Here is a 26707-nt window from a genome sequence, read left to right as displayed (position 1 = left end):
AGAGATTTAAATGGCACATAAAAAGGCTGGCGGCTCAACTCGTAACGGTCGCGATTCAGAAGCTAAACGCCTGGGCGTTAAGCGTTTCGGTGGCGAAACCGTTCTGGCGGGTAGCATCATCGTTCGTCAACGTGGCACCAAATTCCACGCTGGCACTAACGTAGGTTGCGGTCGTGACCACACTCTGTTTGCTAAAGCAGACGGTAAAGTGAAATTCGAAGTTAAAGGCCCGAACAACCGTAAATACATCAGCATCGTTGCTGAGTAAGTTCTTCGTGGTCCGGTAACGGATTAAAGCCCCGCAACGTGTTGCGGGGCTTTTTACATTGAAAACCCGGAAAATTTTCTTGTAGGGAAAACGGGCATGAAGCAGCAGGCTGGCATTGGCATCCTTTTAGCACTCACCACTGCAATGTGTTGGGGCGCCTTGCCAATTGCAATGAAGCAGGTGCTGGAGGTGATGGAACCTCCGACCATTGTCTTCTATCGCTTTTTAATGGCGAGTATCGGCCTCGGCGCGATCCTGGCAGTTAAAAGAAAGCTCCCGCCATTGCGTATTTTTCGCAAACCGCGCTGGCTGGTGTTGCTGGCGATTGCAACAGGTGGACTTTTCGGGAATTTCATCCTGTTCAGCTCTTCCCTGCAATATTTGAGTCCGACGGCATCGCAGGTTATCGGTCAACTGTCACCGGTTGGCATGATGGTCGCCAGCGTCTTTATTTTGAAAGAAAAGATGCGCGGCACGCAGGTGATTGGCGCGCTCATGCTGCTTTGTGGGCTGGTGATGTTCTTTAATACCAGTCTGGTCGAGATTTTTACCAAACTGACCGATTACACCTGGGGTGTGATCTTTGGGGTCGGTGCGGCGACGGTCTGGGTGAGTTATGGCGTCGCGCAAAAGGTGTTATTGCGTCGTCTGGCCTCACAGCAGATCCTGTTTTTACTGTACACTTTATGTACGATTGCGTTATTGCCGCTGGCGAAGCCGGGGGTTATCTCGCAGTTAAGTGACTGGCAGCTCGCGTGTTTGATTTTCTGTGGGCTGAATACGCTGGTAGGATATGGCGCCCTGGCGGAAGCGATGGCGCGTTGGCAGGCAGCGCAGGTAAGTGCGTTAATCACGCTCACTCCGCTGTTTACGCTGTTATTTTCAGATCTATTATCTATGGCCTGGCCCGATTTCTTCGCCAGACCGATGTTAAACCTTTTAGGTTATCTCGGTGCGTTTGTCGTGGTTGCGGGCGCGATGTATTCCGCCATTGGTCATCGTATTTGGGGCGGTTTACGCAAGCATGAAACGGTGGTTTCGCAACCCCGCTCAGGCGAATGATTTACGGAGAGTAAAATGAAGTTTGTTGATGAAGCATCGATTCTGGTCGTTGCTGGCGATGGCGGCAATGGTTGCGTGAGCTTCCGCCGCGAAAAATACATCCCGAAAGGCGGCCCGGATGGCGGTGATGGCGGCGATGGCGGCGACGTCTGGCTGGAAGCCGACGAAAACCTGAACACGCTGATCGATTACCGCTTTGAAAAATCGTTCCGCGCTGAACGTGGTCAGAATGGCGCAAGCCGTGACTGCACCGGTAAACGTGGGAAAGATGTCACGATCAAAGTGCCTGTCGGTACGCGTGTTATCGATCAGGGCACCGGCGAAACCATGGGCGATATGACCAAACACGGTCAGCGTCTGATGGTTGCCAAAGGCGGCTGGCACGGCCTGGGCAATACCCGCTTTAAGTCCTCTGTTAACCGTACTCCGCGTCAGAAAACGATGGGTACGCCGGGCGATAAGCGCGATTTGATGCTGGAGCTGATGCTGCTGGCGGACGTGGGTATGCTGGGTATGCCAAACGCCGGTAAATCAACCTTTATCCGCGCGGTATCTGCGGCAAAACCGAAAGTGGCGGACTATCCGTTTACCACTCTGGTGCCGAGCCTTGGCGTTGTGCGTATGGACAACGAAAAGAGCTTTGTGGTTGCCGATATTCCGGGGCTGATTGAAGGTGCGGCGGAAGGCGCGGGTCTGGGGATTCGCTTCCTGAAGCACCTGGAACGTTGCCGCGTACTGCTGCACCTTATTGATATCGATCCGATCGACGGTTCCGATCCGGTGGAAAACGCCCGTATCATTATCGGCGAACTGGAAAAATACAGTCAGGATCTGGCTGCTAAGCCGCGCTGGTTAGTGTTCAACAAAATTGATTTGCTGGACCAGGCCGAAGCGGAAGAAAAAGCGAAAGCTATCGCGCAGGCGCTGGGCTGGGAAGATAAGTACTACATGATTTCCGCTGCCAGCCAGACTGGCGTGAAAGATCTCTGCTGGGATGTGATGACCTTTATCATCGAGAACCCCATCGTTCAGGCTGATGAAGCGAAGCAGCCGGAGAAAGTGGAGTTCATGTGGGACGATTATCACCGTCAGCAGCTCGCTGAAGTCGAAGATGAAGCAGAAGATGACTGGGATGACGACTGGGACGAAGACGACGAAGAAGGCGTCGAGTTCATCTACAAACGTTAATCTGGTTCAAATGCCCGGTGGCGCTTACGCTTACCGGGCCTACGGATAGTAGGCCGGATAAGGCGCAAAGCGCCGCCATCCGGCAATTAAATGACCCATCTAGTGTGTAGGCCGGATAAGCGTCAGCGCCATCCGGCACTATCCTTACCTAGTTGTTCTGATAAAGATCTTTGTACAACCGGCTTTCAAAACGTACTAACGGAATTCGACGATTGCGCTGGTCAGCTGGCGTAACGGCATACCCGGAAAGATACTGAACAAACGCCATCCGTTGCCCACTTGCCGTTGTAATAAATCCCGCCAGATTATAGACCCCTTGCAGCGAGCCTGTTTTCGCCGAAACTTTACCATCGACCCCAGCCTGATGCAGACCCGCACGGTATTGCAGAGAGCCGTCATATCCCGCCAGCGGCAGCATGGAGATAAAGTTCAGCTCGTTGTCGTGTTGGGCGATGTATTGCAGCACCTGCATCATGGTGGCCGGGGCAATCAGGTTGTGGCGAGAGAGGCCCGAACCGTCAGCAATGATGGTATTGCCAATATCAACGCCAGCCTGTTGACGCAGGATCTGGCGTACGGCATCAGATCCCGCCCGCCATGTGCCGGGAACGTTGAAGCGTGCGTGGCCGATCATGCGAAAGACGGTATCGGCAATCATGTTGTCCGATTTTTTCAGCATAATCTTAAGCAAATCATGCAGCGGCGCAGACTGCTTGCTGGCAACCACCGTTCCGGGTTCGTTGGCCTGCGTCTGGCGTAACAGCGTACCGCTGTAGGTAATACCTGCTTGTTTTAACTCGTCTTTCAGGATTGCTCCGGCATAGCTGGCGCCGTCCTGAATGGCGAAGGCCAGCGGTAACGGTTCGGCGCGCTGCGGCAGACAGCCTGTCAGCGTGAAGCGGTTTAAATCCCCAGGAACGACATCCAGCTCACAGTATTGCGCTTCCGCAGAGCCGCGTGGGAGGGTGCGAACCTGACTGAACATAGTCACCGGGTAATAGGACGCCACGCGAATATACGCTAAGTCATTCGGTTTTTGCGCGCTGTAGAGGGAGATGGAAAAGCAGTTGCGATCGACAATGGCGGCTGCGGGTGGTGCGCTAAAACATTGCGTCATGTCATTCCAGGGCCAGCCTGGCGCTTTATCATGGCTGGCGAAAATGGAGGTGTCGATGAGCACATTTCCCGCAATTTGCGTCACGCCGGATTTTTTCAGCGTTGCGACCATATTGCGAATATCCTGGCGTTTTAGCGTCGGATCGGCACCAAATCGCGCCACTAAGTCCCCTTTTAAGACGCCATTGTCCACGTTGCCTTTTGTCTCCAGCGTGGTGGTAAAACGAAAATCGGGGCCGAGCTGAATCAATGCCGCGAGGGCCGTGATCACTTTTTGCGTACTGGCGGGCAGCGCCATCTGCTGGCTATGGTAATCAATCGCGGGCGTGGACGCGCCGACCTTCTGAGCCATGAAAGCAAGGTTGGCCCCATCAGGGAGCTGATTGATGTATTCATCAACATTCGCGGCCTGGACGCTGAACGCTATACTGGTGGTCAATCCGATGATAAATCTGGAAAATCGCATAATCTCGCGCTAACAACCTGGAAACAAGCCGTCATACTACGGCGCAATGCCCTGGAAAGTAAACGATGACCCATAGGGAACTCCAGGGTAAAATACGTATCAAATTGAGAATTGTAGCTGACCTGGGGCTTTGTACCCGGGTCGGTATTTTTTTGCTTCTGGCTTTGGTAGAACGCATACCGGAGCAGGCTTAGCAGCCGAGGTGGGGTCAATCACCCCCTACAGGAATGTTCAAGAGGTATAACAAATGCAAGCTATTCCGATGACTTTACGTGGTGCCGAAAAACTGCGCGAAGAGCTGGATTTTCTGAAATCTGTGCGCCGTCCTGAAATCATCGCCGCTATCGCGGAAGCGCGTGAGCATGGCGACCTGAAAGAGAACGCCGAGTATCACGCTGCGCGTGAACAGCAGGGTTTCTGCGAAGGACGTATCAAGGATATCGAGGCGAAGCTGTCGAATGCGCAGGTGATCGACGTGACGAAGATGCCGAACAACGGACGTGTTGTTTTCGGCGCAACGGTAACTGTTCTGAATCTCGATAACGATGAAGAGCAGACCTGGCGTATTGTCGGCGATGACGAAGCGGATTTTAAACAGAACCTGATTTCCGTGAATTCACCTATCGCGCGCGGCCTGGTTGGCAAAGAGCAGGATGACGTCGTGACCATCAAAACGCCTGGCGGCGAAGTGGAATACGAAGTGATTAAGGTGGAATACCTGTAAGAATTACCCAATACTCAAGATGTTGATGTATTGTAAAGAAAGGAAAAAGGCCGCTATGCGGCCTTTTATCAACGAAGAGAGCGTGGCATTTTGCTCTCCTGCTTGCGGAAAACCCCTCGTTTTACACAGATTTTGTGTTCGATTTTAGGATATTCTTAGCGTGGCAGCGAGATTTTACGTTCTTTAGTTGGGCGATAAAGTACCAGCGTTTTACCGATGACCTGTACGTTACAGGCGCCGGTTTCGCGTACGATAGCTTCCACGATCAAGGTTTTGGTTTCGCGATCTTCCGAGGCGATCTTCACCTTGATAAGTTCATGGTGCTCTAACGCTTGTTCAATCTCGGCCAGTACCCCTTCGGTCAAACCATTGTTGCCAAGCATAACTACCGGCTTGAGCGGATGTGCCAGACCTTTCAGGTGCTGTTTTTGTTTAGTACTCAGATTCATCGTATATTTTTGCTTACGTTGGGATTGAAAACGGGTCATTCTACCGCCATCTCCCATATATCACCAAATGAGCGCGTAAAAATTTACGCTACGGGTAACGATGAATTGCCCCGATGGGAAAGTTAAATGACAGGTAAAAAGCGTTCTGCCAGCTCGAGTCGCTGGCTTCAGGAACACTTTAGCGATAAATATGTTCAACAGGCGCAGAAAAAGGGGTTACGTTCCCGTGCCTGGTTTAAACTTGATGAAATACAGCAAAGTGACAAACTTTTTAAGCCGGGGATGACGGTTGTCGACCTCGGTGCTGCGCCGGGAGGCTGGTCACAGTATGTGGTCACGCAGATTGGCGGCAAAGGCCGTATCATCGCTTGCGATCTTTTACCTATGGATCCTATCGTTGGTGTGGACTTTCTTCAGGGCGATTTTCGTGATGAACTTGTTATGAAAGCGCTGCTGGAACGCGTGGGTGACAGTAAAGTACAAGTTGTCATGTCAGATATGGCACCAAACATGAGCGGAACACCGGCGGTGGATATCCCCCGCGCCATGTATCTGGTGGAACTGGCGTTAGAAATGTGTCGTGATGTGCTGGCGCCAGGTGGAAGTTTTGTAGTGAAGGTGTTCCAGGGCGAAGGTTTCGATGAGTACCTAAGGGAAATTCGCTCCCTGTTTACGAAGGTTAAAGTTCGTAAGCCGGACTCTTCGCGTGCGCGTTCACGCGAAGTGTATATTGTAGCGACCGGGCGAAAACCATAACCGGGGGATTTCAGACGAAAGTTTGAAAGAAGCTGGATATAGAGTATCCTGACGCTGTTTTTAACACAGTTGTAATAAGAGGTTAATCCCTTGAGTGACATGGCGAAAAACCTAATACTCTGGCTGGTCATTGCCGTTGTGCTGATGTCAGTATTCCAGAGCTTTGGGCCCAGCGAGTCTAATGGCCGTAAGGTGGATTACTCTACCTTCCTGCAAGAGGTCAACCAGGACCAGGTTCGTGAAGCGCGTATCAACGGACGTGAGATCAACGTTACCAAGAAAGATAGTAACCGTTACACGACCTACATTCCGGTTAACGATCCGAAGCTGCTTGATAACCTGCTGACCAAAAACGTCAAGGTTGTTGGCGAACCACCTGAAGAGCCGAGCCTGCTGGCTTCAATCTTTATTTCCTGGTTCCCGATGCTGTTGCTGATCGGCGTCTGGATCTTCTTCATGCGTCAGATGCAGGGCGGCGGTGGCAAAGGCGCCATGTCGTTCGGTAAGAGTAAAGCGCGCATGCTGACGGAAGATCAGATCAAAACCACTTTTGCCGATGTCGCAGGTTGTGACGAAGCGAAAGAAGAAGTGGCTGAGCTGGTCGAGTATCTGCGTGAACCAAGCCGCTTCCAGAAGCTGGGCGGTAAAATCCCGAAAGGCGTCCTGATGGTCGGTCCTCCGGGTACGGGTAAAACCCTGCTGGCGAAAGCTATCGCAGGCGAAGCGAAAGTCCCGTTCTTTACGATTTCCGGTTCTGACTTTGTCGAAATGTTCGTCGGTGTTGGCGCATCTCGTGTGCGTGACATGTTCGAACAGGCTAAGAAAGCGGCGCCGTGCATTATCTTCATCGATGAAATCGACGCCGTAGGCCGCCAGCGTGGCGCGGGTCTGGGCGGCGGTCATGATGAACGTGAACAGACATTGAACCAGATGCTGGTTGAGATGGACGGCTTTGAAGGTAACGAAGGTATCATCGTTATCGCGGCGACTAACCGTCCAGACGTACTTGACCCTGCGCTGCTGCGTCCTGGCCGTTTCGACCGTCAGGTCGTGGTAGGTCTGCCAGACGTGCGTGGTCGTGAGCAGATCCTGAAAGTGCATATGCGTCGCGTACCGCTGGCGCCGGATATCGATGCGGCAATCATCGCACGCGGCACGCCAGGCTTCTCTGGCGCCGATCTGGCGAACCTTGTGAACGAAGCGGCACTGTTTGCTGCCCGTGGCAACAAGCGTGTGGTATCCATGGTTGAGTTCGAGAAAGCGAAAGACAAAATCATGATGGGTGCGGAACGCCGCTCCATGGTGATGACGGAAGCGCAGAAAGAATCTACCGCTTACCACGAAGCAGGCCATGCGATTATTGGTCGCCTTGTTCCAGAGCACGATCCGGTGCATAAAGTGACGATTATTCCGCGCGGTCGTGCGCTGGGTGTGACCTTCTTCCTGCCTGAAGGCGACGCGATTAGCGCCAGCCGTCAGAAACTGGAAAGCCAGATCTCCACGTTGTACGGCGGTCGTCTGGCGGAAGAGATCATCTATGGCGTAGAGCATGTTTCTACCGGTGCGTCGAACGACATTAAAGTCGCGACTAACCTGGCGCGTAACATGGTCACCCAGTGGGGCTTCTCCGATAAGCTCGGTCCGCTGCTGTATGCAGAGGAAGAGGGTGAAGTGTTCCTGGGGCGTAGCGTTGCGAAAGCCAAACACATGTCTGATGAAACCGCGCGTATCATCGACCAGGAAGTGAAAGCGCTGATTGAACGTAACTACAATCGTGCTCGTCAGATCCTGAATGACAATATGGACATCCTGCATGCAATGAAAGATGCGCTCATGAAGTATGAGACCATCGATGCGCCGCAGATTGATGACCTGATGGCGCGCCGCGAAGTTCGCCCGCCGGCTGGCTGGGAAGATCCGAACGGCACCAACAACTCTGACAACAATGGCACGCCTCGTGCGCCGCGCCCGGTTGATGAACCGCGTACGCCGAACCCAGGCAACACCATGTCAGAGCAGTTAGGCGACAAATAAGTTATCTGTTATTGATGACTCTGCTTCACCGAAACCCTGGGGCTTGCTCCGGGGTTTTTTATATTTGAAATAACATCAGAAGGATTAGCTATGAAACTCTTCGCCCAGGGCTCCACGCTGGATCTCTCTCACCCACACGTAATGGGCATCCTGAACGTCACGCCGGATTCTTTCTCCGATGGCGGGACGCACAATACGCTGGTGGAGGCGGTGAAGCACGCTAATCTGATGATTAACGCCGGAGCGACGATTATTGATGTCGGCGGCGAATCAACGCGACCTGGCGCGGCGGATGTCAGCGTTGAAGAAGAACTGGAACGCGTGATCCCGGTAGTTGAGTCCATCGCCCAGCGTTTTGAGGTATGGATTTCAGTGGATACCTCAAAACCGGAGGTGATTCGGGAATCGGCAAGAGTGGGCGCTCACATCATCAACGACATTCGCTCCCTCTCTGAACCGGGCGCGCTTGAGGCGGCGGCTGAGACTGGTTTACCGGTCTGCCTGATGCATATGCAAGGGCAGCCTAAAACAATGCAGGAAGCGCCAAAGTACGAAGACGTTTTTGCGGAGGTCAATCGCTACTTTATTGACCAAATAGCACGCTGTGAAAGGGCTGGCATCGTAAAAGAGAAATTGTTGCTCGACCCGGGATTCGGTTTCGGTAAAAATCTCTCCCATAACTATACGTTACTGGCACGTCTGGCGGAGTTTCATCATTTTAACCTGCCGCTGCTGGTGGGAATGTCACGTAAATCGATGATTGGTCAGTTGCTCAACGTCGGGCCCTCCGATCGTTTGAGCGGGAGCCTGGCGTGTGCGGTTATCGCCGCAATGCAGGGGGCGCATATCATTCGTGTCCATGACGTTAAAGAAACCGTAGAAGCGATGCGTGTGGTAGAAGCCACCCTGTCTGCAAAGGAAAATAAACGCTATGAGTAATCGTAAATATTTTGGCACCGATGGGATCCGTGGTCGTGTAGGCGATGCGCCCATTACTCCTGACTTTGTGCTTAAGCTGGGCTGGGCCGCAGGGAAAGTGCTGGCGCGTCATGGTTCACGTAAAATCATTATCGGTAAAGACACGCGTATTTCTGGCTATATGCTGGAGTCTGCGCTGGAAGCCGGTCTGGCGGCGGCGGGATTGTCTGCCTCTTTTACCGGCCCGATGCCGACGCCTGCGGTGGCTTACCTGACCCGAACCTTCCGTGCAGAGGCCGGGATCGTTATCTCCGCTTCGCATAACCCGTTTTATGACAACGGGATTAAATTCTTCTCCATTGACGGCACCAAACTGCCTGATGAAGTTGAAGAGGCTATTGAAGCTGAGATGGAAAAAGAGATCACCTGCGTGGATTCCTCAGAGCTGGGTAAAGCCAGCCGTATTGTGGATGCTGCGGGGCGCTACATTGAGTTCTGCAAAGGTACGTTCCCGAACGAACTGAGCCTGAATGAGCTGAAGATTGTTGTGGATTGCGCCAACGGCGCGACCTATCACATTGCACCGAACGTCCTGCGTGAACTGGGTGCGAATGTCATTGCGATTGGCTGTGAGCCGAACGGCGTCAATATTAATGAAGAAGTCGGCGCTACGGATGTGCGTGCGCTACAGGCGCGCGTGATCGCGGAGAAAGCCGATTTAGGGATCGCGCTGGACGGCGACGGCGATCGCGTGATCATGGTTGACCATGAAGGGAATAAAGTCGATGGCGATCAGATCATGTATATCATCGCCCGCGAAGGTTTGCGTCAGGGTCAACTGCGCGGTGGCGCAGTCGGTACGCTGATGAGCAACATGGGCCTGGAGCTGGCGTTGAAACAGCTGGGCATTCCGTTCGCGCGTGCTAAAGTCGGCGACCGCTACGTGCTGGAAAAACTGCAAGAAAAAGGCTGGCGTATTGGGGCGGAAAACTCCGGTCACGTTATTCTGCTGGATAAAACCACCACCGGTGACGGTATTGTCGCGGGGCTACAGGTTCTGGCGGCGATGGTGCGTAACCACATGAGTCTGCACGATTTGTGCAGCGGCATGAAAATGTTCCCGCAGATTCTGGTTAACGTACGTTATGCAGCCGGTAGCGGCGATCCGCTGGAGAATGACAACGTTAAGGCGGTGACGGCGGAAGTCGAAGCGGCGCTGGGAAATCGTGGTCGCGTGCTGCTGCGTAAGTCCGGTACTGAACCGTTAATTCGCGTAATGGTAGAAGGCGAGGATGAAGCACAGGTTACTGAGTTTGCTCATCGTATTGCGGATGCCGTAAAAGCGGTTTAATCCTGGTGATAAGTGACTAAAAAGGCGGCGTTTGCTGCCTTTTTGTTGCAGGAAAAAGACCTTTTTGCTGTTTTTTTCCGCAGTTGATACAATGCACTAAAATTGCCCTTGCGAAGGTCATTCGCTTTGGTTAGTATTCACACCCGCTTCAGTGGGAAACAGTAAATTATCCCGCTTTATTGGTTGAAGCATTGGTATGCGGCAACTCCGCAAGGAACAGGTTGATTATGTACGAAGCTCTTTTGGTAGTTTTCCTTATTGTGGCAATTGGCCTGGTAGGCTTGATCATGCTACAGCAAGGTAAAGGCGCTGATATGGGAGCCTCCTTTGGAGCAGGCGCTTCCGCTACGCTGTTTGGTTCAAGTGGTTCTGGTAACTTCATGACCCGTATGACGGCTGTGCTGGCAACGCTGTTCTTCATCATCAGTCTGGCGCTGGGCAATATCAACAGCAACAAGACCAATAAAGGAAGTGAGTGGGAAAATCTGAGCGCTCCGGCAAAAACCGAGCAGACTCAGCCAGTTGCACCGGCACAGCCGAGCAGCGATATCCCACACTAAGATTTCCGTGCCGAGGTGGTGGAATTGGTAGACACGCTACCTTGAGGTGGTAGTGCCCAATAGGGCTTACGGGTTCAAGTCCCGTCCTCGGTACCAATATTCCGAAAGAAAGACGCTGAAAAGCGTCTTTTTTTTCGTCTGCATTCCGCGGGGGTTATAGACTTTGTTTTTGTCGGTTGGATAAGGCGTTTACGCCGCCATCCGACATGTTACGTAATGTGCCTGATGGCACTTCGTTTATCAGGCCTACACCGCCCACAAAAAAGGCCGCTTACGCGGCCTTTAATCGTTGTCCGTTAACTTACTTGCCTTTGTTTTCCAGATTTTCAACCTGCGGCAAACCTGTCGCGGAAGAGGCGGAAAGCAGGCCTGACTGCGCATAACCAAACAGTTTTTCACGCGTATCGGTGATATCCAGGTTGCGCATCGTCAACTGACCGATACGGTCATCCGGCGAGAACACGGAGTCTCCTTTTTCCATCGTCAGACGCTCTGGTTTGTAGGTCAGATTGTCAGAGACGGTATTCAGGATCGAGTAGTCGTTACCACGACGCAGCTCCAGCGTGACTTCACCGGTAATCTGGCTGGCCACCCAACGTTGCAGACCGTCACGCAGCATCAGCGCCTGGGAGTCAAACCAGCGGCCCTGATACAGCAGGCGGCCTAACTGACGGCCATGCGCATGATACTGCTCGATAGTGTCTTCGTTGTGGATGCCGGTCAGCAGACGCTCGTAGGCAATATGCAGCAGCGCCATCCCCGGCGCTTCATAGATACCCCGGCTCTTCGCTTCAATGATACGGTTCTCAATCTGATCGCTCATGCCCAGACCGTGGCGGCCGCCGATACGGTTAGCTTCCAGCATCAGTTCAACATCATCGCTGAAGGTCTTACCGTTTAGCGCGACAGGATGCCCCTGTTCAAAGCGCACGGTAACTTCTTCCGCCGGGATTTTCACGTTTTCATCCCAGAACTTGACGCCCATGATTGGATTGACGATCTTGACGCTGGAGTTCAGGAATTCCAGATCTTTGGCTTCATGGGTCGCGCCGAGCATGTTGGAATCAGTGGAATAGGCTTTTTCGACGGACATCTTGTAGTCGAAACCGCAGGCAATCATAAACTCGGACATCTCATGACGACCGCCCAGCTCATCAATAAAGTCGGTATCCAGCCACGGTTTGTAAATCTGTAGCTCCGCGTTGGTCAACAGGCCGTAACGGTAGAAACGCTCGATGTCGTTTCCTTTATAGGTACTGCCGTCGCCCCAGATGTTAACACCATCTTCCTTCATCGCAGCGACCAGCATCGTGCCGGTAACGGCGCGGCCCAGCGGCGTGGTGTTGAAATAGGTCAGTCCGCCGGTGGTGTTATGGAAAGCACCGCACTGAATCGCGGCGATCCCTTCGGCAACCAGCTGTTTACGGCAATCAATCAGGCGAGCGTTCTCTGCGCCGTATTCCATTGCGCGACGAGGAATGGCGTCATAGTCATCCTCATCTGGCTGGCCCAGATTCGCAGTATATGCATAAGGGACAGCGCCTTTTTGTCGCATCCACAGCAGTGCAGCACTGGTGTCCAGGCCGCCGGAAAAAGCGATACCAATACGTTGACCTACCGGAAGATGCTTGAGAATCGTCGTCATAAATAAAACCCTGCTTGATAGACTGATGAAGAGATCGGCTTTCTGCTCTCAGTGCATTTTTATGCAAAATAAGTGAGTTTTCATTTAATCATCTTTTACGGATGACAGGAAGAGTTTAGTGATAATTTCGTTAAAAAACGGTATGGGGTGGCTTCTTTCCTGACTGGTACGGTTTCTTAACGGAGGCAGGGTTAGTATTCATTCATGTGCATATTATTAACGCGGTTGACATATCGCATATTGAATCAATATAATACGCGCAGATTTTACGTCCCGTCCTCGGTACCAAATCCCAGCAGTATTTGCATCTTTTACCCAAAGCGAGTAAAATTTGCCACGTTTCAGGCGCGGGGTGGAGCAGCCTGGTAGCTCGTCGGGCTCATAACCCGAAGGTCGTCGGTTCAAATCCGGCCCCCGCAACCACTTTCCCTTAGAGTTCTTTTTCAAATATACTGTGAAGACTTAGGCCTTCGTAGCTGGATTTGAAAAAAATTCTTTCGGAAGGTTCTCCAGACCGCAGTTGCGGTTATAGGGTTCAGTTATCTAAAGCCCCGATTTATCGGGGTTTTTTGTTATCTGACTACAGAATAACTGGGCTTTAGGCCCTTTTTTTATGTCTTGGGGGTGGGCTTGTCCACATTAGAGCAAAAATTAACAGAGATGATTACAGCGCCAGTTGAAGCCTTAGGTTACGAACTGGTCGGCATCGAATTTATTCGCGGTCGCACATCCACACTGCGCATCTATATTGATAGTGAAGATGGCATCAATGTTGATGATTGTGCTGATGTGAGTCACCAGGTGAGCGCGGTGCTGGATGTCGAAGATCCCATCACTGTGGCATACAACCTGGAAGTCTCCTCGCCAGGTCTCGACCGTCCTATGTTCACGGCTGAGCACTACGCGCGTTTCCTGGGTGAAGAAGTGACGCTGGTACTTCGTATGGCGGTACAAAACCGTCGTAAATGGCAGGGCGTTATCAAAGCGGTTGACGGTGAAATGATCACTGTCACAGTCGAAGGTAAAGATGAAGTGTTCGCGCTGAGTAATATCCAGAAGGCGAACCTGGTTCCCCACTTTTAATAGTCTGGATTGAGGTGAAAAGCCCGCGATGAACAAAGAAATTTTGGCCGTTGTTGAAGCCGTTTCCAATGAGAAAGCGCTGCCACGCGAGAAGATTTTTGAAGCGCTGGAAAGTGCGCTGGCTACAGCAACGAAGAAAAAATACGAACAAGAGATCGATGTTCGCGTACAAATCGATCGTAAAAGCGGTGATTTCGATACCTTCCGTCGTTGGTTAATCGTAGAAGAAGTCACGCTGCCGACAAAAGAAATTACGCTGGAAGCGGCGCGTTTTGAAGACGAAAGCCTGAACCTGGGCGACTACGTTGAAGATCAGATTGAATCTGTCACCTTTGACCGTATCACCACCCAGACGGCAAAACAGGTTATCGTACAGAAAGTTCGTGAAGCCGAGCGTGCGATGGTGGTCGATCAGTTCCGCGAGCACGAAGGCGAAATCATCACCGGCGTGGTGAAGAAAGTAAACCGCGACAACATCTCTTTGGATTTGGGCAGCAATGCTGAAGCCGTGATCCTGCGTGAAGATATGCTGCCGCGCGAAAACTTCCGTCCTGGCGACCGTATTCGTGGCGTTCTGTACTCCGTTCGCCCGGAAGCGCGCGGTGCGCAACTGTTTGTGACGCGTTCCAAACCGGAAATGCTGATCGAGCTGTTCCGTATTGAAGTACCGGAAATCGGCGAAGAAGTCATTGAGATTAAAGCGGCGGCCCGCGATCCGGGTTCCCGTGCGAAAATCGCGGTGAAAACCAACGACAAGCGTATCGATCCGGTCGGCGCCTGTGTGGGTATGCGTGGTGCGCGCGTTCAGGCCGTTTCTACTGAACTGGGCGGCGAGCGTATCGATATCGTCCTGTGGGATGATAACCCGGCGCAGTTCGTGATTAACGCGATGGCGCCAGCAGACGTCGCTTCTATCGTGGTGGATGAAGATAAACACACCATGGATATCGCTGTTGAAGCCGGTAACCTGGCTCAGGCGATCGGACGTAATGGTCAGAACGTCCGTCTGGCTGCGCAACTGAGCGGCTGGGAACTTAACGTGATGACGGTTGATGACTTGCAGGCTAAGCATCAGGCTGAAGCACATGCAGCTATCGATACCTTCACCAAATATCTCGATATTGATGAAGAGTTCGCAACCGTACTGGTTGAAGAAGGTTTCGCGACGCTGGAAGAACTGGCCTACGTGCCAATGAAAGAACTGCTGGAAATCGACGGGCTGGATGAACCGACCGTTGAAGCGCTGCGCGAGCGTGCCAAAAACGCACTGACCACTCTGGCACTGGCCCAGGAAGAAAGCCTTGGTGATAACAAACCGTCTGACGATCTGCTGAATCTGGAAGGATTGGGTCGCGACCTGGCATTCAAACTGGCTGCCCGTGGTGTTTGTACGCTGGAAGATCTCGCTGAGCAGGGCATTGATGATCTGGCTGATATCGAAGGGTTGACCGACGAAAAAGCCGGTGAGCTGATTATGGCTGCCCGTAATATTTGCTGGTTCGGCGACGAAGCGTAATAAACTGTAGCAGGAAGGAACAGCATGACAGATGTAACCGTAAAAGCGCTGGCCGCAGAGATACAGACCTCCGTGGATCGCCTGGTACAGCAATTCGCTGATGCCGGTATCCCGAAGTCTGCTGATGACTCTGTGTCCGCACAAGAAAAACAGACTTTACTGGCTCACCTGAATCGTGAAAATGGTTCAGGGCCGGATAAGTTGACGCTGCAACGTAAAACGCGCAGCACGTTGAATATTCCAGGTACCGGTGGAAAAAGTAAATCGGTACAAATCGAAGTCCGCAAGAAACGCACCTTTGTGAAACGCGATCCGCAAGAGACAGAACGTCTCGCTGCGGAAGAGCAGGCGCAGCGTGAAGCGGAAGAGCAAGCCCGTCGTGAGGCAGAAGAAACAGCCAAACGCGAGGCGCAACAAAAAGCTGACCGTGAGGCCGCAGAACAAGCTAAACGTGACGCCGCTGAAAAAGCGAAACGTGAAGCTGCGGAAAAAGACAAAGTGAGCAATCAACAGACTGACGATATGACCAAAACCGCCCAGGCCGAAAAAGCCCGCCGTGAAAATGAAGCAGCAGAGCTGAAGCGTAAAGCGGAAGAAGAAGCGCGTCGCAAACTTGAAGAAGAAGCGCGTCGCGTAGCAGAAGAAGCTCGCCGCATGGCGGAAGAGAACAAATGGACTGATAACGCGGAGCCGACTGAAGACACCAGCGATTATCACGTTACCACGTCTCAACACGCCCGCCAGGCCGAAGACGAAAACGACCGTGAAGTTGAAGGCGGCCGTGGTCGTAGTCGCAATGCGAAAGCAGCGCGTCCGGCGAAAAAAGGCAACAAACACTCTGAATCGAAAGCCGATCGTGAAGAAGCCCGTGCGGCCGTTCGCGGCGGTAAAGGCGGTAAAAACCGTAAAGGTTCTGCTCTGCAACAGAGCTTCCAGAAACCGGTTCAGGCTGTTAACCGTGACGTTGTGATTGGTGAAACCATCACCGTTGGCGAGCTGGCGAACAAGATGGCGGTAAAAGGCTCTCAGGTCATCAAAGCGATGATGAAGCTGGGCGCGATGGCAACCATCAACCAGGTCATCGACCAGGAAACCGCACAGCTGGTTGCTGAAGAGATGGGCCACAAAGTTATCCTGCGTCGTGAAAACGAGCTGGAAGAAGCGGTAATGAGCGACCGTGATACAGGTGCGGCGGCAGAACCGCGTGCTCCGGTTGTGACCATCATGGGCCACGTTGACCACGGTAAAACCTCTCTGCTGGACTACATTCGTTCAACGAAAGTTGCCTCTGGCGAAGCGGGCGGCATTACCCAGCACATCGGTGCTTACCACGTTGAAACCGACAACGGTATGATCACCTTCCTGGATACCCCGGGTCACGCCGCGTTTACCTCTATGCGTGCTCGTGGTGCGCAGGCAACGGATATCGTTGTTCTGGTTGTGGCGGCAGACGACGGCGTGATGCCGCAGACCATCGAAGCTATCCAGCACGCGAAAGCGGCGGGTGTGCCGGTTGTGGTTGCGGTGAACAAGATCGATAAGCCAGAAGCCGATCCGGATCGTGTTAAAAACGAACTGTCCCAGTACGGCATCCTGCCGGAAGAGTGGGGCGGCGAAAGCCAGTTCGTCCACGTATCTGCAAAAGCGGGTACCGGCATCGACGAACTGCTGGATGCAATCCTGTTGCAGGCTGAAGTCCTCGAATTGAAAGCAGTTCGTAAAGGCATGGCGAGCGGCGCGGTAATCGAATCCTTCCTGGATAAAGGTCGTGGTCCGGTTGCAACCGTCCTGGTTCGTGAAGGTACGCTGAACAAAGGCGACATCGTCCTGTGTGGCTTCGAATATGGCCGCGTTCGTGCAATGCGTAACGAACTGGGTCAGGAAGTACTGGAAGCGGGTCCGTCCATTCCGGTTGAGATCCTGGGTCTGTCCGGTGTTCCGGCTGCCGGTGATGAAGTGACCGTGGTTCGTGACGAGAAGAAAGCCCGTGAAGTTGCGCTGTATCGTCAGGGTAAATTCCGTGAAGTTAAACTGGCGCGTCAGCAGAAATCTAAACTTGAGAACATGTTCGCTAACATGACCGAAGGCGAAGTTCATGAAGTGAACATCGTATTGAAAGCGGACGTTCAGGGCTCTGTGGAAGCGATCTCCGACTCTTTACTGAAACTGTCTACCGACGAAGTGAAAGTGAAGATCATCGGTTCCGGCGTAGGTGGTATCACCGAAACCGACGCAACCCTGGCTGCTGCATCCAACGCGATCCTGGTTGGCTTCAACGTGCGTGCCGATGCCTCTGCGCGTAAAGTGATTGAAGCGGAAAGCTTGGATCTGCGCTACTACTCCGTCATCTATAACCTGATCGACGAAGTGAAAGCGGCAATGAGCGGCATGCTGTCTCCAGAACTGAAACAGCAGATCATTGGTCTGGCTGAAGTCCGTGACGTGTTCAAATCACCGAAATTTGGCGCTGTCGCAGGCTGTATGGTTACTGAAGGTACGATTAAACGCCACAACCCGATCCGCGTACTGCGCGACAACGTGGTTATCTACGAAGGCGAGCTGGAATCCCTGCGCCGCTTCAAAGATGACGTTAACGAAGTCCGTAACGGCATGGAATGTGGTATCGGCGTTAAGAACTACAACGACGTTCGCGTTGGCGATATGATCGAAGTGTTCGAGATCATCGAGATCCAACGTACTATCGCGTAATCTTCGTCGTCTTTCGGGCCGCCACTGCGTTGGCTACGTGCGTTCACCCCGGTCACATAGTTATCTATGCTCCCGGGGATTCACACCCTTGCCGCCTTGTTGCAACCCAAAATACTTAGAAGATTGTTTTGCGTAGGCCGGGTAAGCGAAGCGCCACCCGGCATGAAATTTAAAAAGGGGCTTTTGGCCCCTTTTTTGTCTTTATTCTGGAGAATTTATTATGGCGAAAGAATTTGGTCGCCCGCAGCGCGTAGCCCAGGAAATGCAAAAAGAGATCGCTATCATCCTGCAACGCGAAATTAAAGATCCGCGTCTTGGCATGATGACCACCGTTTCCGGTGTGGAGATGTCCCGCGATCTGGCCTATGCCAAAGTGTATGTCACCTTTCTGAACGACAAAGATGAAGACGCGGTAAAAGCGGGCATCAAAGCGTTGCAGGAAGCGTCTGGCTTTATCCGTACCCTGCTGGGGAAAGCGATGCGTCTGCGTATTGTGCCGGAACTGACCTTCTTCTACGACAACTCGCTGGTTGAAGGGATGCGTATGTCTAACCTGGTGACTAACGTGGTGAAACATGACGAAGAACGTCGTGTGAACCCGGACGACAGCAAGGAGGACTAATGAGTCGTCCTCGTCGTCGTGGTCGCGACATTCACGGCGTCCTGCTGCTGGATAAGCCGCAGGGCATGTCCAGCAATGACGTCTTGCAGAAAGTAAAACGCATCTATAACGCCAACCGTGCCGGACATACCGGCGCGCTGGACCCGCTGGCGACGGGCATGTTGCCCATCTGCCTTGGGGAAGCGACAAAGTTTTCGCAGTATCTGCTGGATTCTGACAAACGTTACCGCGTGATTGCCCGCCTGGGGCAGCGTACCGACACCTCCGATGCCGATGGTCAAATCGTGCAGGAACGTCCGGTAACCTTCAGCGCAGAGCAGTTAGCTGCCGCGCTGGAGACGTTCCGTGGCGATATCGAGCAGATTCCATCGATGTATTCGGCGCTGAAGTATCAGGGCAAGAAGCTCTACGAATATGCGCGTCAGGGGATTGAAGTTCCCCGTGAAGCCCGCCCGATTACCGTTTACGAACTGCTGTTTATTCGCCATGAAGGGGATGAACTGGAGCTGGAGGTTCACTGCTCGAAGGGCACCTACATTCGCACCATTATCGATGATTTGGGTGAGAAACTTGGGTGTGGCGCGCATGTGATCTTCCTGCGACGTCTGGCGGTCAGTAAATATCCGGTTGACCGTATGGTCACGCTGGAACAGCTACGTGAGCTTGTTGAACAGGCGGAACGGCAGGATATTCCGGCTGCGCAACTGTTAGATCCGCTGCTGATGCCGATGGACAGTCCGGCTTCGGACTATCCAGTTGTCAATCTTCCTTTAACGTCATCGGTTTACTTTAAAAACGGTAACCCGGTACGGACGACAGGCGTGCCGCTTGAAGGGCTGGTTCGCGTGACTGAAGGTGATGACGAAAAATTTATTGGCATGGGCGAAATCGACGATGAAGGCCGCGTGGCGCCTCGTCGGTTAGTGGTTGAGTACCCGGCGTAATGCTGCTCCGTCTTGCGATAACAGGACGCTACGAGTAGAATACCGCCGCTTAACGTCACGTAAATTTTTTAACAAGTTCGCGCGGCGTTTACATGGGGTCGCTGAATTAGAGATTGGCACCCTTTCATTCTTTATTATTTTTGGAGTTCATCATGTCTCTAAGCGTTGAAGCTAAAGCTAAAATCGTTTCTGAGTTTGGTCGTGGTACTAACGACAGCGGTTCTACCGAAGTTCAGGTTGCTCTGCTGACTGCACAGATTAACCACCTGCAGGGCCACTTTGCAGAGCACAAAAAAGATCACCACAGCCGTCGTGGTCTGCTGCGCATGGTTTCTCAGCGTCGTAAACTGCTCGACTACCTGAAACGTAAAGATGTTGCACGTTACACCGCGCTGATCGAGCGTCTGGGTCTGCGTCGCTAATTCTTGCGAGTTTCAGAAAGAGGGGGCCTTCATGGCCCCTTTTTTCAACCAGACGGCAGCAATTCACTGGAAACTAATGTATTGTTGCTATGGATGATCTTCCGTTGCAGAGGTTCGCGCGGCTAATGAGAGGCTTCACCCAAAGAGCATGGGTTAGGGTTGTCATTAGTCGCGAGGATGCGCAGAAGATCGGGTATTAACGATGGCGCCTGAGTGTGCCGTCAAAAATTAAGAAAGGGTATTATTTTGCTTAATCCGATCGTTCGTAAATTCCAGTACGGTCAGCATACCGTTACGCTGGAAACTGGCATGATGGCGCGTCAGGCAACTGCCGCCGTTATGGTAAGCATGGATGACACTGCGGTATTCGTTACCGTTGTTGGTCAGAAAAAAGCGAAGCCGGGCCAGGATTTCTTCCCGCTGACCGTTAACTATCAGGAGCGTACTTACGCTGCTGGCCGTATCCCGGGCAGCTTCTTCCGTCGTGAAGGCCGTCCGAGCGAAGGCGAAACCCTGATCGCGCGTCTGATTGACCGCCCGGTTCGTCCGCTGTTCCCGGAAGGCTTCGTTAACGAGGTTCAGGTTATCGCAACCGTCGTTTCCGTTAACCCGCAGGTTAACCCGGATATCGTCGCGATGATCGGTGCTTCCGCCGCGCTGTCTCTGTCCGGCATTCCGTTCAACGGCCCGATTGGCGCCGCGCGTGTTGGTTATATCAATGACCAGTATGTACTGAACCCGACTCAGGACGAACTGAAAGAAAGTAAGCTGGACCTGGTGGTTGCCGGTACTGAAGCGGCTGTTCTGATGGTTGAATCCGAAGCAGAACTGCTGAGCGAAGACACCATGCTGGGCGCCGTGGTATTCGGTCACGAGCAGCAGCAGATTGTGATTCAGAACATCAACGATCTGGTGAAAGAAGCGGGCAAACCGCGTTGGGACTGGCAGCAGGAAGCGGTAAACGAAGCGCTGAACGCGCGCGTTGCTGCACTGGCCGAAGCTCGCCTGAGCGACGCTTACCGTATCACCGACAAACAGGAGCGTTATGCTCAGGTTGACGTGATCAAATCTGAAACCATCGCTGCGCTGGTTGCAGAAGACGAAACCCTGGACGAAAACGAACTGGGCGAAATCCTGCACGCGATCGAGAAAAACGTTGTTCGTAGCCGCGTACTGGCCGGCGAGCCGCGTATTGATGGCCGTGAAAAAGACATGATCCGTGGTCTGGACGTGCGTACTGGCGTGCTGCCGCGTACTCACGGTTCCGCGCTGTTCACTCGTGGCGAAACGCAGGCGCTGGTCACGGCGACGCTGGGTACCGCTCGTGACGCGCAGGTTCTTGATGAACTGATGGGCGAACGCACTGACAGCTTCCTGTTCCACTACAACTTCCCTCCGTACTCCGTTGGCGAAACCGGCATGGTCGGTTCTCCGAAGCGTCGTGAAATTGGTCACGGTCGTCTGGCGAAGCGCGGCGTTCTGGCAGTTATGCCGGAAATGGACAAATTCCCGTACACCGTTCGCGTGGTGTCTGAAATCACCGAATCCAACGGGTCTTCCTCTATGGCTTCCGTGTGTGGCGCTTCCCTGGCGCTGATGGACGCAGGCGTGCCGATTAAAGCGGCCGTTGCGGGTATCGCGATGGGTCTGGTGAAAGAAGGCGACAACTTTGTTGTTCTGTCTGACATCCTGGGCGACGAAGACCACCTGGGCGATATGGACTTCAAAGTGGCGGGTTCCCGCGACGGTATCTCTGCGTTGCAGATGGATATCAAAATTGAAGGTATCACCAAAGAGATCATGCAGGTTGCGCTGAACCAGGCAAAAGGTGCGCGTCTGCACATCCTGGGCGTGATGGAACAGGCGATCAACGCGCCGCGTGGCGACATTTCTCAGTTCGCTCCGCGTATCCACACCATCAAGATCAACCCGGACAAGATCAAAGACGTTATCGGTAAGGGCGGTTCTGTTATCCGTGCTCTGACCGAAGAAACCGGCACCACCATCGAAATCGAAGATGACGGTACGGTGAAGATCGCGGCGACCGACGGCGAAAAAGCGAAACATGCTATCCGTCGTATCGAAGAGATCACTGCGGAAATCGAAGTGGGCCGTATCTACAATGGTAAAGTGACCCGCATCGTTGACTTTGGCGCGTTTGTTGCCATTGGCGGCGGTAAAGAAGGTCTGGTACACATCTCTCAGATCGCTGACAAGCGCGTAGAGAAAGTGACCGATTACCTGCAAATGGGTCAGGAAGTACCGGTTAAAGTTCTGGAAGTTGATCGCCAGGGCCGCGTACGTCTGAGCATTAAAGAAGCAACTGAGCAGTCTCAACCAGCTGCTGCGCCGGAAGCTCCGGCAGCAGAACAGGGCGAGTAAGGTTGCCATTTGCCCTCCGCTTTGGCGGAGGGCCTTTGACCCGGCAGGACGCCTTGTCAGCAACCGGGGAACAGGACGTTCATTCAATCGTTGTCTTCGGGAGTGGGAAATGAAGCCTTTTTTGCGCTGGTGTTTCGTTGCGACAGCACTCACGCTGGCAGGATGCAGCAACTCTGCCTGGCGTAAGAGTGAAGTCCTCGCGGTGCCATTGCAACCGACTTTGCAGCAGGAAGTGATTCTGGCACGCATGGAACAAATTCTTGCCAGTCGGGCTTTAACCGATGACGAACGCGCACAGCTTTTATATGAGCGCGGAGTGTTGTATGATAGTCTGGGTCTGAGGGCATTAGCGCGAAATGATTTTTCACAAGCGCTGGCAATCCGACCGGATATGCCTGAAGTATTCAATTACTTAGGCATTTATTTAACGCAGGCAGGCAATTTTGATGCTGCCTATGAAGCGTTTGATTCTGTACTTGAGCTTGATCCAACTTACAACTACGCGTACTTAAATCGCGGTATCGCATTGTATTACGGCGGTCGCGACAAGTTAGCGCAAGATGATCTGCTGGCGTTTTATCAAGACGATCCCAATGATCCTTTCCGCAGTCTGTGGCTTTATCTCGCTGAGCAGAAGCTCGATGAGAAGCAGGCGAAAGAAGCGTTAAAGCAACGCTTCGAGAAATCGGATAAAGAACAATGGGGATGGAACATTGTCGAGTTCTACCTGGGCAACATTAGCGAAGCAACGCTGATGGAACGCCTGAAGGCGGACGCAACGGATAACACCTCGCTCGCTGAGCATCTCAGTGAAACCAACTTCTATTTAGGTAAGTATTACCTAAGTCTGGGGGATTTGGACAACGCTACGGCATTGTTCAAACTGGCGGTGGCTAACAACGTTCATAACTTTGTTGAGCACCGATACGCATTGTTGGAATTATCGCTCCTGGGCCAGGACCAAGATGACCTGGCAGAATCGGACCAGCAATAGCTGACGTACACATCAGCCCGTAATCTTTTTGATTGCCATCACCTTCACGGGTGAGGGCGTTGTTGTTCGTTAATACACCTACTTTGAGCCGGTTCACACTTTTCAATGAAAATTGCAGATCAATTTCATGATGAGTTATGTAGACTGGCCGCCATTAATTTTGAGGCACACGTACTACATGGCTGAATTCGAAACCACTTTTGCAGATCTGGGCCTGAAGGCTCCTATCCTTGACGCCCTTAACGATCTGGGTTACGAAAAACCATCTCCAATCCAGGCAGAGTGCATCCCGCATCTGCTGGGCGGTCGCGATGTTCTGGGTATGGCCCAGACCGGTAGCGGCAAAACCGCAGCGTTCTCCTTACCGCTGCTTAACAATCTTGATCCTGAGCTGAAGGCACCTCAGATTCTGGTGCTGGCACCGACCCGCGAACTGGCGGTTCAGGTTGCTGAAGCCATGACGGATTTCTCTAAACATATGCGCGGCGTGAACGTGGTTGCCCTGTACGGCGGCCAGCGTTATGACGTGCAGTTACGCGCCCTGCGTCAAGGGCCGCAGATCGTTGTCGGTACGCCGGGACGTCTGCTTGATCACTTAAAACGCGGCACGCTGGATCTCTCTAAACTGAGCGGTCTGGTGCTGGACGAAGCCGACGAAATGCTGCGTATGGGCTTCATCGAAGACGTTGAAACCATCATGGCGCAGATTCCTGAAGGTCATCAGACCGCACTGTTCTCTGCCACCATGCCGGAAGCGATTCGTCGCATTACCCGCCGCTTTATGAAAGAGCCGCAGGAAGTGCGCATTCAGTCCAGCGTGACCACGCGTCCTGACATCAGCCAGAGCTACTGGACTGTCTGGGGCATGCGTAAAAACGAAGCGCTGGTGCGTTTCCTGGAAGCTGAAGATTTTGATGCGGCGATTATCTTCGTTCGTACTAAAAATGCGACCCTGGAAGTGGCTGAAGCGCTGGAGCGTAGCGGTTACAACAGCGCCGCGCTGAACGGCGACATGAACCAGGCGCTGCGTGAGCAGACTCTGGAGCGTCTGAAAGACGGTCGTCTGGATATCCTGATTGCAACTGACGTTGCGGCCCGTGGCCTGGACGTTGAGCGCATCAGCTTGGTTGTAAACTACGATATCCCGATGGACTCCGAGTCTTACGTTCACCGTATCGGCCGTACCGGTCGTGCGGGTCGTGCTGGCCGCGCGCTGCTGTTCGTTGAGAACCGCGAGCGTCGTCTGCTGCGCAACATTGAACGCACCATGAAGCTGACCATCCCGGAAGTGGAACTGCCGAACGCAGAACTGCTGGGCAAACGCCGTCTGGAAAAATTTGCAGCGAAAGTTCAGCAGCAGCTGGAAAGCAGCGATCTGGATCAGTACCGCGCACTGCTGGCGAAAATCCAGCCGACCGAAGAAGGCGAAGAGCTGGATCTCGAAACGCTGGCTGCCGCACTGCTGAAAATGGCGCAGGGCGAACGCACGCTGATCGTACCGCCGGATGCGCCGATGCGTCCTAAACGTGAATTCCGTGACCGTGATGACCGTGGTCCGCGCGATCGTAACGATCGTGGCCCGCGTGCTGATCGTGGTGACCGTGAAGATCGTCCGCGTCGTGAACGTCGTGACGTTGGCGATATGCAGCTGTACCGCATTGAAGTGGGCCGTGATGACGGTGTTGAAGTGCGTCATATCGTTGGCGCGATTGCTAACGAAGGCGACATCAGCAGCCGTTACATTGGTAACATCAAGCTGTTTGCTTCCCACTCCACCATTGAGCTGCCGAAAGGTATGCCGGGTGAGGTGTTGCAGCACTTTACGCGCACCCGCATCCTGAACAAGCCGATGAACATGCAACTGCTGGGCGATGCGCAACCGCATTCCGGTAACGAGCGTCGTGGCGGTGGTCGTAGCTTCGGTGGCGAGCGTCGTGAAGGCGGTCGTGGTTTTGGCGGTGAGCGCCGTGAAGGTGGCCGTGGTGATGGTCGTCGTTTCAGCGGTGAGCGTCGTGAAGGCCGTGCGCCGCGTCGTGACGACTCCACCGGTCGTCGTCGTTTCGGCGGTGATGCGTAATTCACGCTAAATCGCGGTCTCGCACCGTAAAGTAAAATATACAGCCCCGATGATTGCGATCGGGGCTTTTTTTATTTCTTTTGTACTCGCGTACTGGTACAGTGCGACACAATAAAATGCAGTCGCAATATTATTCACTGGAGAGAGGGCTGAATGGCAACACTAACCACCACCCAAACGTCACCTTCGCTGCTTGGCGGCGTGGTGATCATCGGCGGCACCATTATTGGCGCGGGAATGTTCTCCCTGCCGGTGGTCATGTCCGGTGCGTGGTTCTTCTGGTCGATGGCGGCGTTGGTGTTTACCTGGTTCTGTATGCTGCATTCCGGGCTGATGATCCTCGAAGCCAACCTCAACTACCGGATTGGCTCCAGCTTTGACACCATCACCAAAGACCTGCTGGGTAAAGGCTGGAACGTGGTGAATGGGATCTCTATTGCCTTTGTGCTCTATATCCTGACCTACGCCTATATCTCGGCGAGCGGCTCGATTCTGCATCATACCTTTGCTGAAATGTCGCTGAACGTTCCGGCGCGGGCGGCAGGTTTTGCGTTTGCGTTGCTGGTGGCTTTTGTTGTCTGGTTAAGTACCAAAGCGGTTAGCCGGATGACGGCGATTGTGCTGGGCGCGAAAGTCATCACCTTCTTTCTGACCTTCGGCAGTCTGCTGGGGCACGTCACGCCAGCGACGCTGTTTAACGTGGCCGAAAGCAATGCGTCTTACACGCCGTACCTGCTGATGACACTGCCGTTTTGCCTGGCGTCGTTTGGTTATCACGGCAACGTGCCAAGCCTGATGAAGTATTACGGTAAAGATCCGCGTACCATCGTGAAATGCCTGGTGTACGGTACGCTGATGGCGCTGGTGCTGTATACCATCTGGCTGTTGGGTACGATGGGTAATATTCCGCGCCCGGCGTTTATCGGTATTGCGCAGCGGGGCGGTAATATTGATGTGCTGGTACAGGCGCTGAGCGGCGTACTGAACAGCCGCAGTCTGGATCTGCTGCTGGTGGTGTTCTCTAACTTTGCGGTGGCGAGTTCGTTCCTCGGCGTGACGCTCGGTCTGTTTGACTATCTGGCGGATCTGTTTGGTTTTGATGATTCGGCGCTGGGGCGCTTCAAAACTGCGCTGCTGACTTTCCTGCCGCCGGTGATTGGCGGTCTGCTGTGGCCGAACGGGTTCCTGTATGCTATCGGCTATGCGGGGCTGGCGGCAACCATCTGGGCAGCCATTGTTCCGGCTCTGCTGGCGCGAGCTTCACGCCAACGCTTCGGCAGCCCGAAATTCCGTGTCTGGGGCGGCAAGCCGATGATTGCGCTGATCCTGGTATTCGGTATCGGCAACGCGCTGGTGCATATTCTGTCGAGCGTGAACTTGCTACCAGTGTACCAGTAAGTTTGTTGTGCCGGATGGCGGCT

23 protein-coding genes and 2 tRNA genes are annotated in these 26707 nt (G+C 53.3%); 22 read left to right on the top strand and 3 right to left on the bottom strand.

Annotated elements, in window-relative coordinates; translation table 11 throughout:
- Positions 1-10 precede the first annotated feature (10 nt).
- From rpmA to cgtA, 3 genes are all read left to right on the top strand, one after another.
- Positions 11-268 (top strand): 50S ribosomal protein L27, encoded by a 258-nt coding sequence (gene rpmA, locus CKO_RS19550; RefSeq protein ID WP_012135319.1) that lies wholly within the window; start codon positions 11-13, stop codon positions 266-268.
- Between the two features lie 96 nt (positions 269-364).
- A complete protein-coding gene (locus CKO_RS19545) occupies positions 365-1330 on the top strand; it encodes a DMT family transporter (RefSeq protein ID WP_012135318.1) in 966 nt (321 codons plus the stop codon).
- Positions 1331-1345: 15 nt separating this feature from the next.
- Entirely contained in the window at positions 1346-2518 is a 1173-nt protein-coding gene (gene cgtA / locus CKO_RS19540; RefSeq protein WP_012135316.1) for an Obg family GTPase CgtA, read from the top strand.
- Positions 2519-2666: 148 nt separating this feature from the next.
- On the opposite strand, the gene dacB is transcribed toward cgtA, so the two are convergent.
- Positions 2667-4100, bottom strand: coding sequence for a serine-type D-Ala-D-Ala carboxypeptidase (dacB, locus tag CKO_RS19535; RefSeq protein ID WP_012135313.1), 1434 nt, complete (start codon positions 4098-4100; stop codon positions 2667-2669).
- Positions 4101-4347: 247 nt separating this feature from the next.
- Here dacB and greA point away from each other — a divergent pair, with 247 nt between their 5' ends.
- The gene (gene greA, locus CKO_RS19525) at positions 4348-4824 is read left to right on the top strand and encodes a transcription elongation factor GreA (protein ID WP_012135312.1); all 477 of its coding nucleotides are present in this window, start codon (positions 4348-4350) and stop codon (positions 4822-4824) included.
- A gap of 155 nt (positions 4825-4979) precedes the next feature.
- Here the strand turns inward: greA and yhbY are convergent, their stop codons facing one another.
- Entirely contained in the window at positions 4980-5273 is a 294-nt protein-coding gene (yhbY, locus tag CKO_RS19520) for a ribosome assembly RNA-binding protein YhbY (protein ID WP_004139797.1), read from the bottom strand.
- A gap of 126 nt (positions 5274-5399) precedes the next feature.
- On the opposite strand from yhbY, the gene rlmE reads away from it, so the two are divergent.
- From rlmE to CKO_RS19490, 6 genes are all read left to right on the top strand, one after another.
- On the top strand, positions 5400-6029 hold the full coding sequence (gene rlmE, locus CKO_RS19515) for a 23S rRNA (uridine(2552)-2'-O)-methyltransferase RlmE (protein WP_000145975.1): 630 nt from the start codon (positions 5400-5402) through the stop codon (positions 6027-6029).
- A 99-nt stretch (positions 6030-6128) separates the two neighbouring features.
- Positions 6129-8063: an ATP-dependent zinc metalloprotease FtsH gene (ftsH, locus tag CKO_RS19510; RefSeq protein WP_012135310.1), complete on the top strand. Its 1935-nt coding sequence runs from the start codon at positions 6129-6131 to the stop codon at positions 8061-8063.
- Between the two features lie 90 nt (positions 8064-8153).
- Positions 8154-9002: a dihydropteroate synthase gene (gene folP, locus CKO_RS19505; RefSeq protein ID WP_012135309.1), complete on the top strand. Its 849-nt coding sequence runs from the start codon at positions 8154-8156 to the stop codon at positions 9000-9002.
- Positions 8995-10332 carry a phosphoglucosamine mutase gene (gene glmM / locus CKO_RS19500; protein WP_012135308.1) on the top strand — a complete coding sequence of 446 codons (1338 nt, stop codon included), beginning with the start codon at positions 8995-8997 and terminating at the stop codon, positions 10330-10332. The genes folP and glmM overlap by 8 nt, the downstream gene beginning before the upstream one ends.
- Positions 10333-10559: 227 nt before the next feature.
- Complete coding sequence (gene secG, locus CKO_RS19495) at positions 10560-10892, top strand: preprotein translocase subunit SecG (protein WP_012135307.1); 333 nt, start codon at positions 10560-10562, stop codon at positions 10890-10892.
- A 9-nt stretch (positions 10893-10901) separates the two neighbouring features.
- Positions 10902-10988: transfer RNA gene (locus CKO_RS19490), tRNA-Leu, on the top strand.
- Between the two features lie 205 nt (positions 10989-11193).
- Here CKO_RS19490 and argG read toward each other — a convergent pair.
- Positions 11194-12537 carry an argininosuccinate synthase gene (gene argG, locus CKO_RS19485; protein ID WP_012135306.1) on the bottom strand — a complete coding sequence of 448 codons (1344 nt, stop codon included), beginning with the start codon at positions 12535-12537 and terminating at the stop codon, positions 11194-11196.
- A 346-nt stretch (positions 12538-12883) separates the two neighbouring features.
- On the opposite strand from argG, the gene CKO_RS19480 reads away from it, so the two are divergent.
- The 12 genes from CKO_RS19480 (at position 12884) to mtr (ending at position 26684) form a co-directional block, all read left to right on the top strand.
- Positions 12884-12960: transfer RNA gene (locus CKO_RS19480), tRNA-Met, on the top strand.
- 207 nt (positions 12961-13167) lie between these two features.
- Positions 13168-13620 carry a ribosome maturation factor RimP gene (rimP, locus tag CKO_RS19475; RefSeq protein WP_012135304.1) on the top strand — a complete coding sequence of 151 codons (453 nt, stop codon included), beginning with the start codon at positions 13168-13170 and terminating at the stop codon, positions 13618-13620.
- Positions 13621-13648: 28 nt separating this feature from the next.
- Complete coding sequence (nusA, locus tag CKO_RS19470; protein WP_012135303.1) at positions 13649-15136, top strand: transcription termination factor NusA; 1488 nt, start codon at positions 13649-13651, stop codon at positions 15134-15136.
- A gap of 24 nt (positions 15137-15160) precedes the next feature.
- Complete coding sequence (gene infB / locus CKO_RS19465; RefSeq protein ID WP_012135301.1) at positions 15161-17845, top strand: translation initiation factor IF-2; 2685 nt, start codon at positions 15161-15163, stop codon at positions 17843-17845.
- A gap of 220 nt (positions 17846-18065) precedes the next feature.
- A complete protein-coding gene (gene rbfA / locus CKO_RS19460; protein WP_001040203.1) occupies positions 18066-18467 on the top strand; it encodes a 30S ribosome-binding factor RbfA in 402 nt (133 codons plus the stop codon).
- On the top strand, positions 18467-19411 hold the full coding sequence (gene truB, locus CKO_RS19455) for a tRNA pseudouridine(55) synthase TruB (RefSeq protein WP_012135299.1): 945 nt from the start codon (positions 18467-18469) through the stop codon (positions 19409-19411). Before rbfA ends, truB begins: the two co-directional genes overlap by 1 nt.
- A 152-nt stretch (positions 19412-19563) precedes the next feature.
- Positions 19564-19833 (top strand): 30S ribosomal protein S15, encoded by a 270-nt coding sequence (gene rpsO / locus CKO_RS19450; protein WP_003861789.1) that lies wholly within the window; start codon positions 19564-19566, stop codon positions 19831-19833.
- A gap of 246 nt (positions 19834-20079) precedes the next feature.
- Positions 20080-22215 carry a polyribonucleotide nucleotidyltransferase gene (gene pnp, locus CKO_RS19445; RefSeq protein WP_024130984.1) on the top strand — a complete coding sequence of 712 codons (2136 nt, stop codon included), beginning with the start codon at positions 20080-20082 and terminating at the stop codon, positions 22213-22215.
- Between the two features lie 109 nt (positions 22216-22324).
- On the top strand, positions 22325-23209 hold the full coding sequence (gene nlpI, locus CKO_RS19440; protein ID WP_012135296.1) for a lipoprotein NlpI: 885 nt from the start codon (positions 22325-22327) through the stop codon (positions 23207-23209).
- A 105-nt stretch (positions 23210-23314) separates the two neighbouring features.
- Complete coding sequence (yrbN, locus tag CKO_RS23420) at positions 23315-23395, top strand: protein YrbN (RefSeq protein ID WP_010723222.1); 81 nt, start codon at positions 23315-23317, stop codon at positions 23393-23395.
- Positions 23388-25286 (top strand): ATP-dependent RNA helicase DeaD, encoded by a 1899-nt coding sequence (gene deaD, locus CKO_RS19435; protein WP_024130983.1) that lies wholly within the window; start codon positions 23388-23390, stop codon positions 25284-25286. Before yrbN ends, deaD begins: the two co-directional genes overlap by 8 nt.
- A 153-nt stretch (positions 25287-25439) precedes the next feature.
- Positions 25440-26684: a tryptophan permease gene (gene mtr / locus CKO_RS19430; RefSeq protein WP_012135294.1), complete on the top strand. Its 1245-nt coding sequence runs from the start codon at positions 25440-25442 to the stop codon at positions 26682-26684.
- Positions 26685-26707: the final 23 nt, after the last annotated feature.

This window comes from Citrobacter koseri ATCC BAA-895, from assembly GCF_000018045.1.
In the GTDB taxonomy this organism is placed as follows: domain Bacteria; phylum Pseudomonadota; class Gammaproteobacteria; order Enterobacterales; family Enterobacteriaceae; genus Citrobacter_B; species Citrobacter_B koseri.
The sequence above is the reverse complement of the archived record's forward strand: the minus strand, read 5'-3'. Positions and strand labels throughout refer to the sequence as shown.

Excerpts from the sequence above, each read along its gene's own strand:
- yhbY (WP_004139797.1), bottom strand. The coding sequence starts at position 5,273 with ATGAATCTGAGTACTAAACAAAAACAGCACCTGAAAGGTCTGGCACAT.
- rpsO (WP_003861789.1), top strand. The coding sequence starts at position 19,564 with ATGTCTCTAAGCGTTGAAGCTAAAGCTAAAATCGTTTCTGAGTTTGGT.
- rbfA (WP_001040203.1), top strand. The coding sequence starts at position 18,066 with ATGGCGAAAGAATTTGGTCGCCCGCAGCGCGTAGCCCAGGAAATGCAA.
- cgtA (WP_012135316.1), top strand. The coding sequence starts at position 1,346 with ATGAAGTTTGTTGATGAAGCATCGATTCTGGTCGTTGCTGGCGATGGC.
- yrbN (WP_010723222.1), top strand. The coding sequence starts at position 23,315 with ATGAAAATTGCAGATCAATTTCATGATGAGTTATGTAGACTGGCCGCC.
- CKO_RS19545 (WP_012135318.1), top strand. The coding sequence starts at position 365 with ATGAAGCAGCAGGCTGGCATTGGCATCCTTTTAGCACTCACCACTGCA.
- nusA (WP_012135303.1), top strand. The coding sequence starts at position 13,649 with ATGAACAAAGAAATTTTGGCCGTTGTTGAAGCCGTTTCCAATGAGAAA.
- ftsH (WP_012135310.1), top strand. The coding sequence starts at position 6,129 with ATGGCGAAAAACCTAATACTCTGGCTGGTCATTGCCGTTGTGCTGATG.
- truB (WP_012135299.1), top strand. The coding sequence starts at position 18,467 with ATGAGTCGTCCTCGTCGTCGTGGTCGCGACATTCACGGCGTCCTGCTG.
- secG (WP_012135307.1), top strand. The coding sequence starts at position 10,560 with ATGTACGAAGCTCTTTTGGTAGTTTTCCTTATTGTGGCAATTGGCCTG.
- argG (WP_012135306.1), bottom strand. The coding sequence starts at position 12,537 with ATGACGACGATTCTCAAGCATCTTCCGGTAGGTCAACGTATTGGTATC.
- folP (WP_012135309.1), top strand. The coding sequence starts at position 8,154 with ATGAAACTCTTCGCCCAGGGCTCCACGCTGGATCTCTCTCACCCACAC.
- mtr (WP_012135294.1), top strand. The coding sequence starts at position 25,440 with ATGGCAACACTAACCACCACCCAAACGTCACCTTCGCTGCTTGGCGGC.
- nlpI (WP_012135296.1), top strand. The coding sequence starts at position 22,325 with ATGAAGCCTTTTTTGCGCTGGTGTTTCGTTGCGACAGCACTCACGCTG.
- greA (WP_012135312.1), top strand. The coding sequence starts at position 4,348 with ATGCAAGCTATTCCGATGACTTTACGTGGTGCCGAAAAACTGCGCGAA.
- deaD (WP_024130983.1), top strand. The coding sequence starts at position 23,388 with ATGGCTGAATTCGAAACCACTTTTGCAGATCTGGGCCTGAAGGCTCCT.
- rpmA (WP_012135319.1), top strand. The coding sequence starts at position 11 with ATGGCACATAAAAAGGCTGGCGGCTCAACTCGTAACGGTCGCGATTCA.
- dacB (WP_012135313.1), bottom strand. The coding sequence starts at position 4,100 with ATGCGATTTTCCAGATTTATCATCGGATTGACCACCAGTATAGCGTTC.
- rlmE (WP_000145975.1), top strand. The coding sequence starts at position 5,400 with ATGACAGGTAAAAAGCGTTCTGCCAGCTCGAGTCGCTGGCTTCAGGAA.
- glmM (WP_012135308.1), top strand. The coding sequence starts at position 8,995 with ATGAGTAATCGTAAATATTTTGGCACCGATGGGATCCGTGGTCGTGTA.
- infB (WP_012135301.1), top strand. The coding sequence starts at position 15,161 with ATGACAGATGTAACCGTAAAAGCGCTGGCCGCAGAGATACAGACCTCC.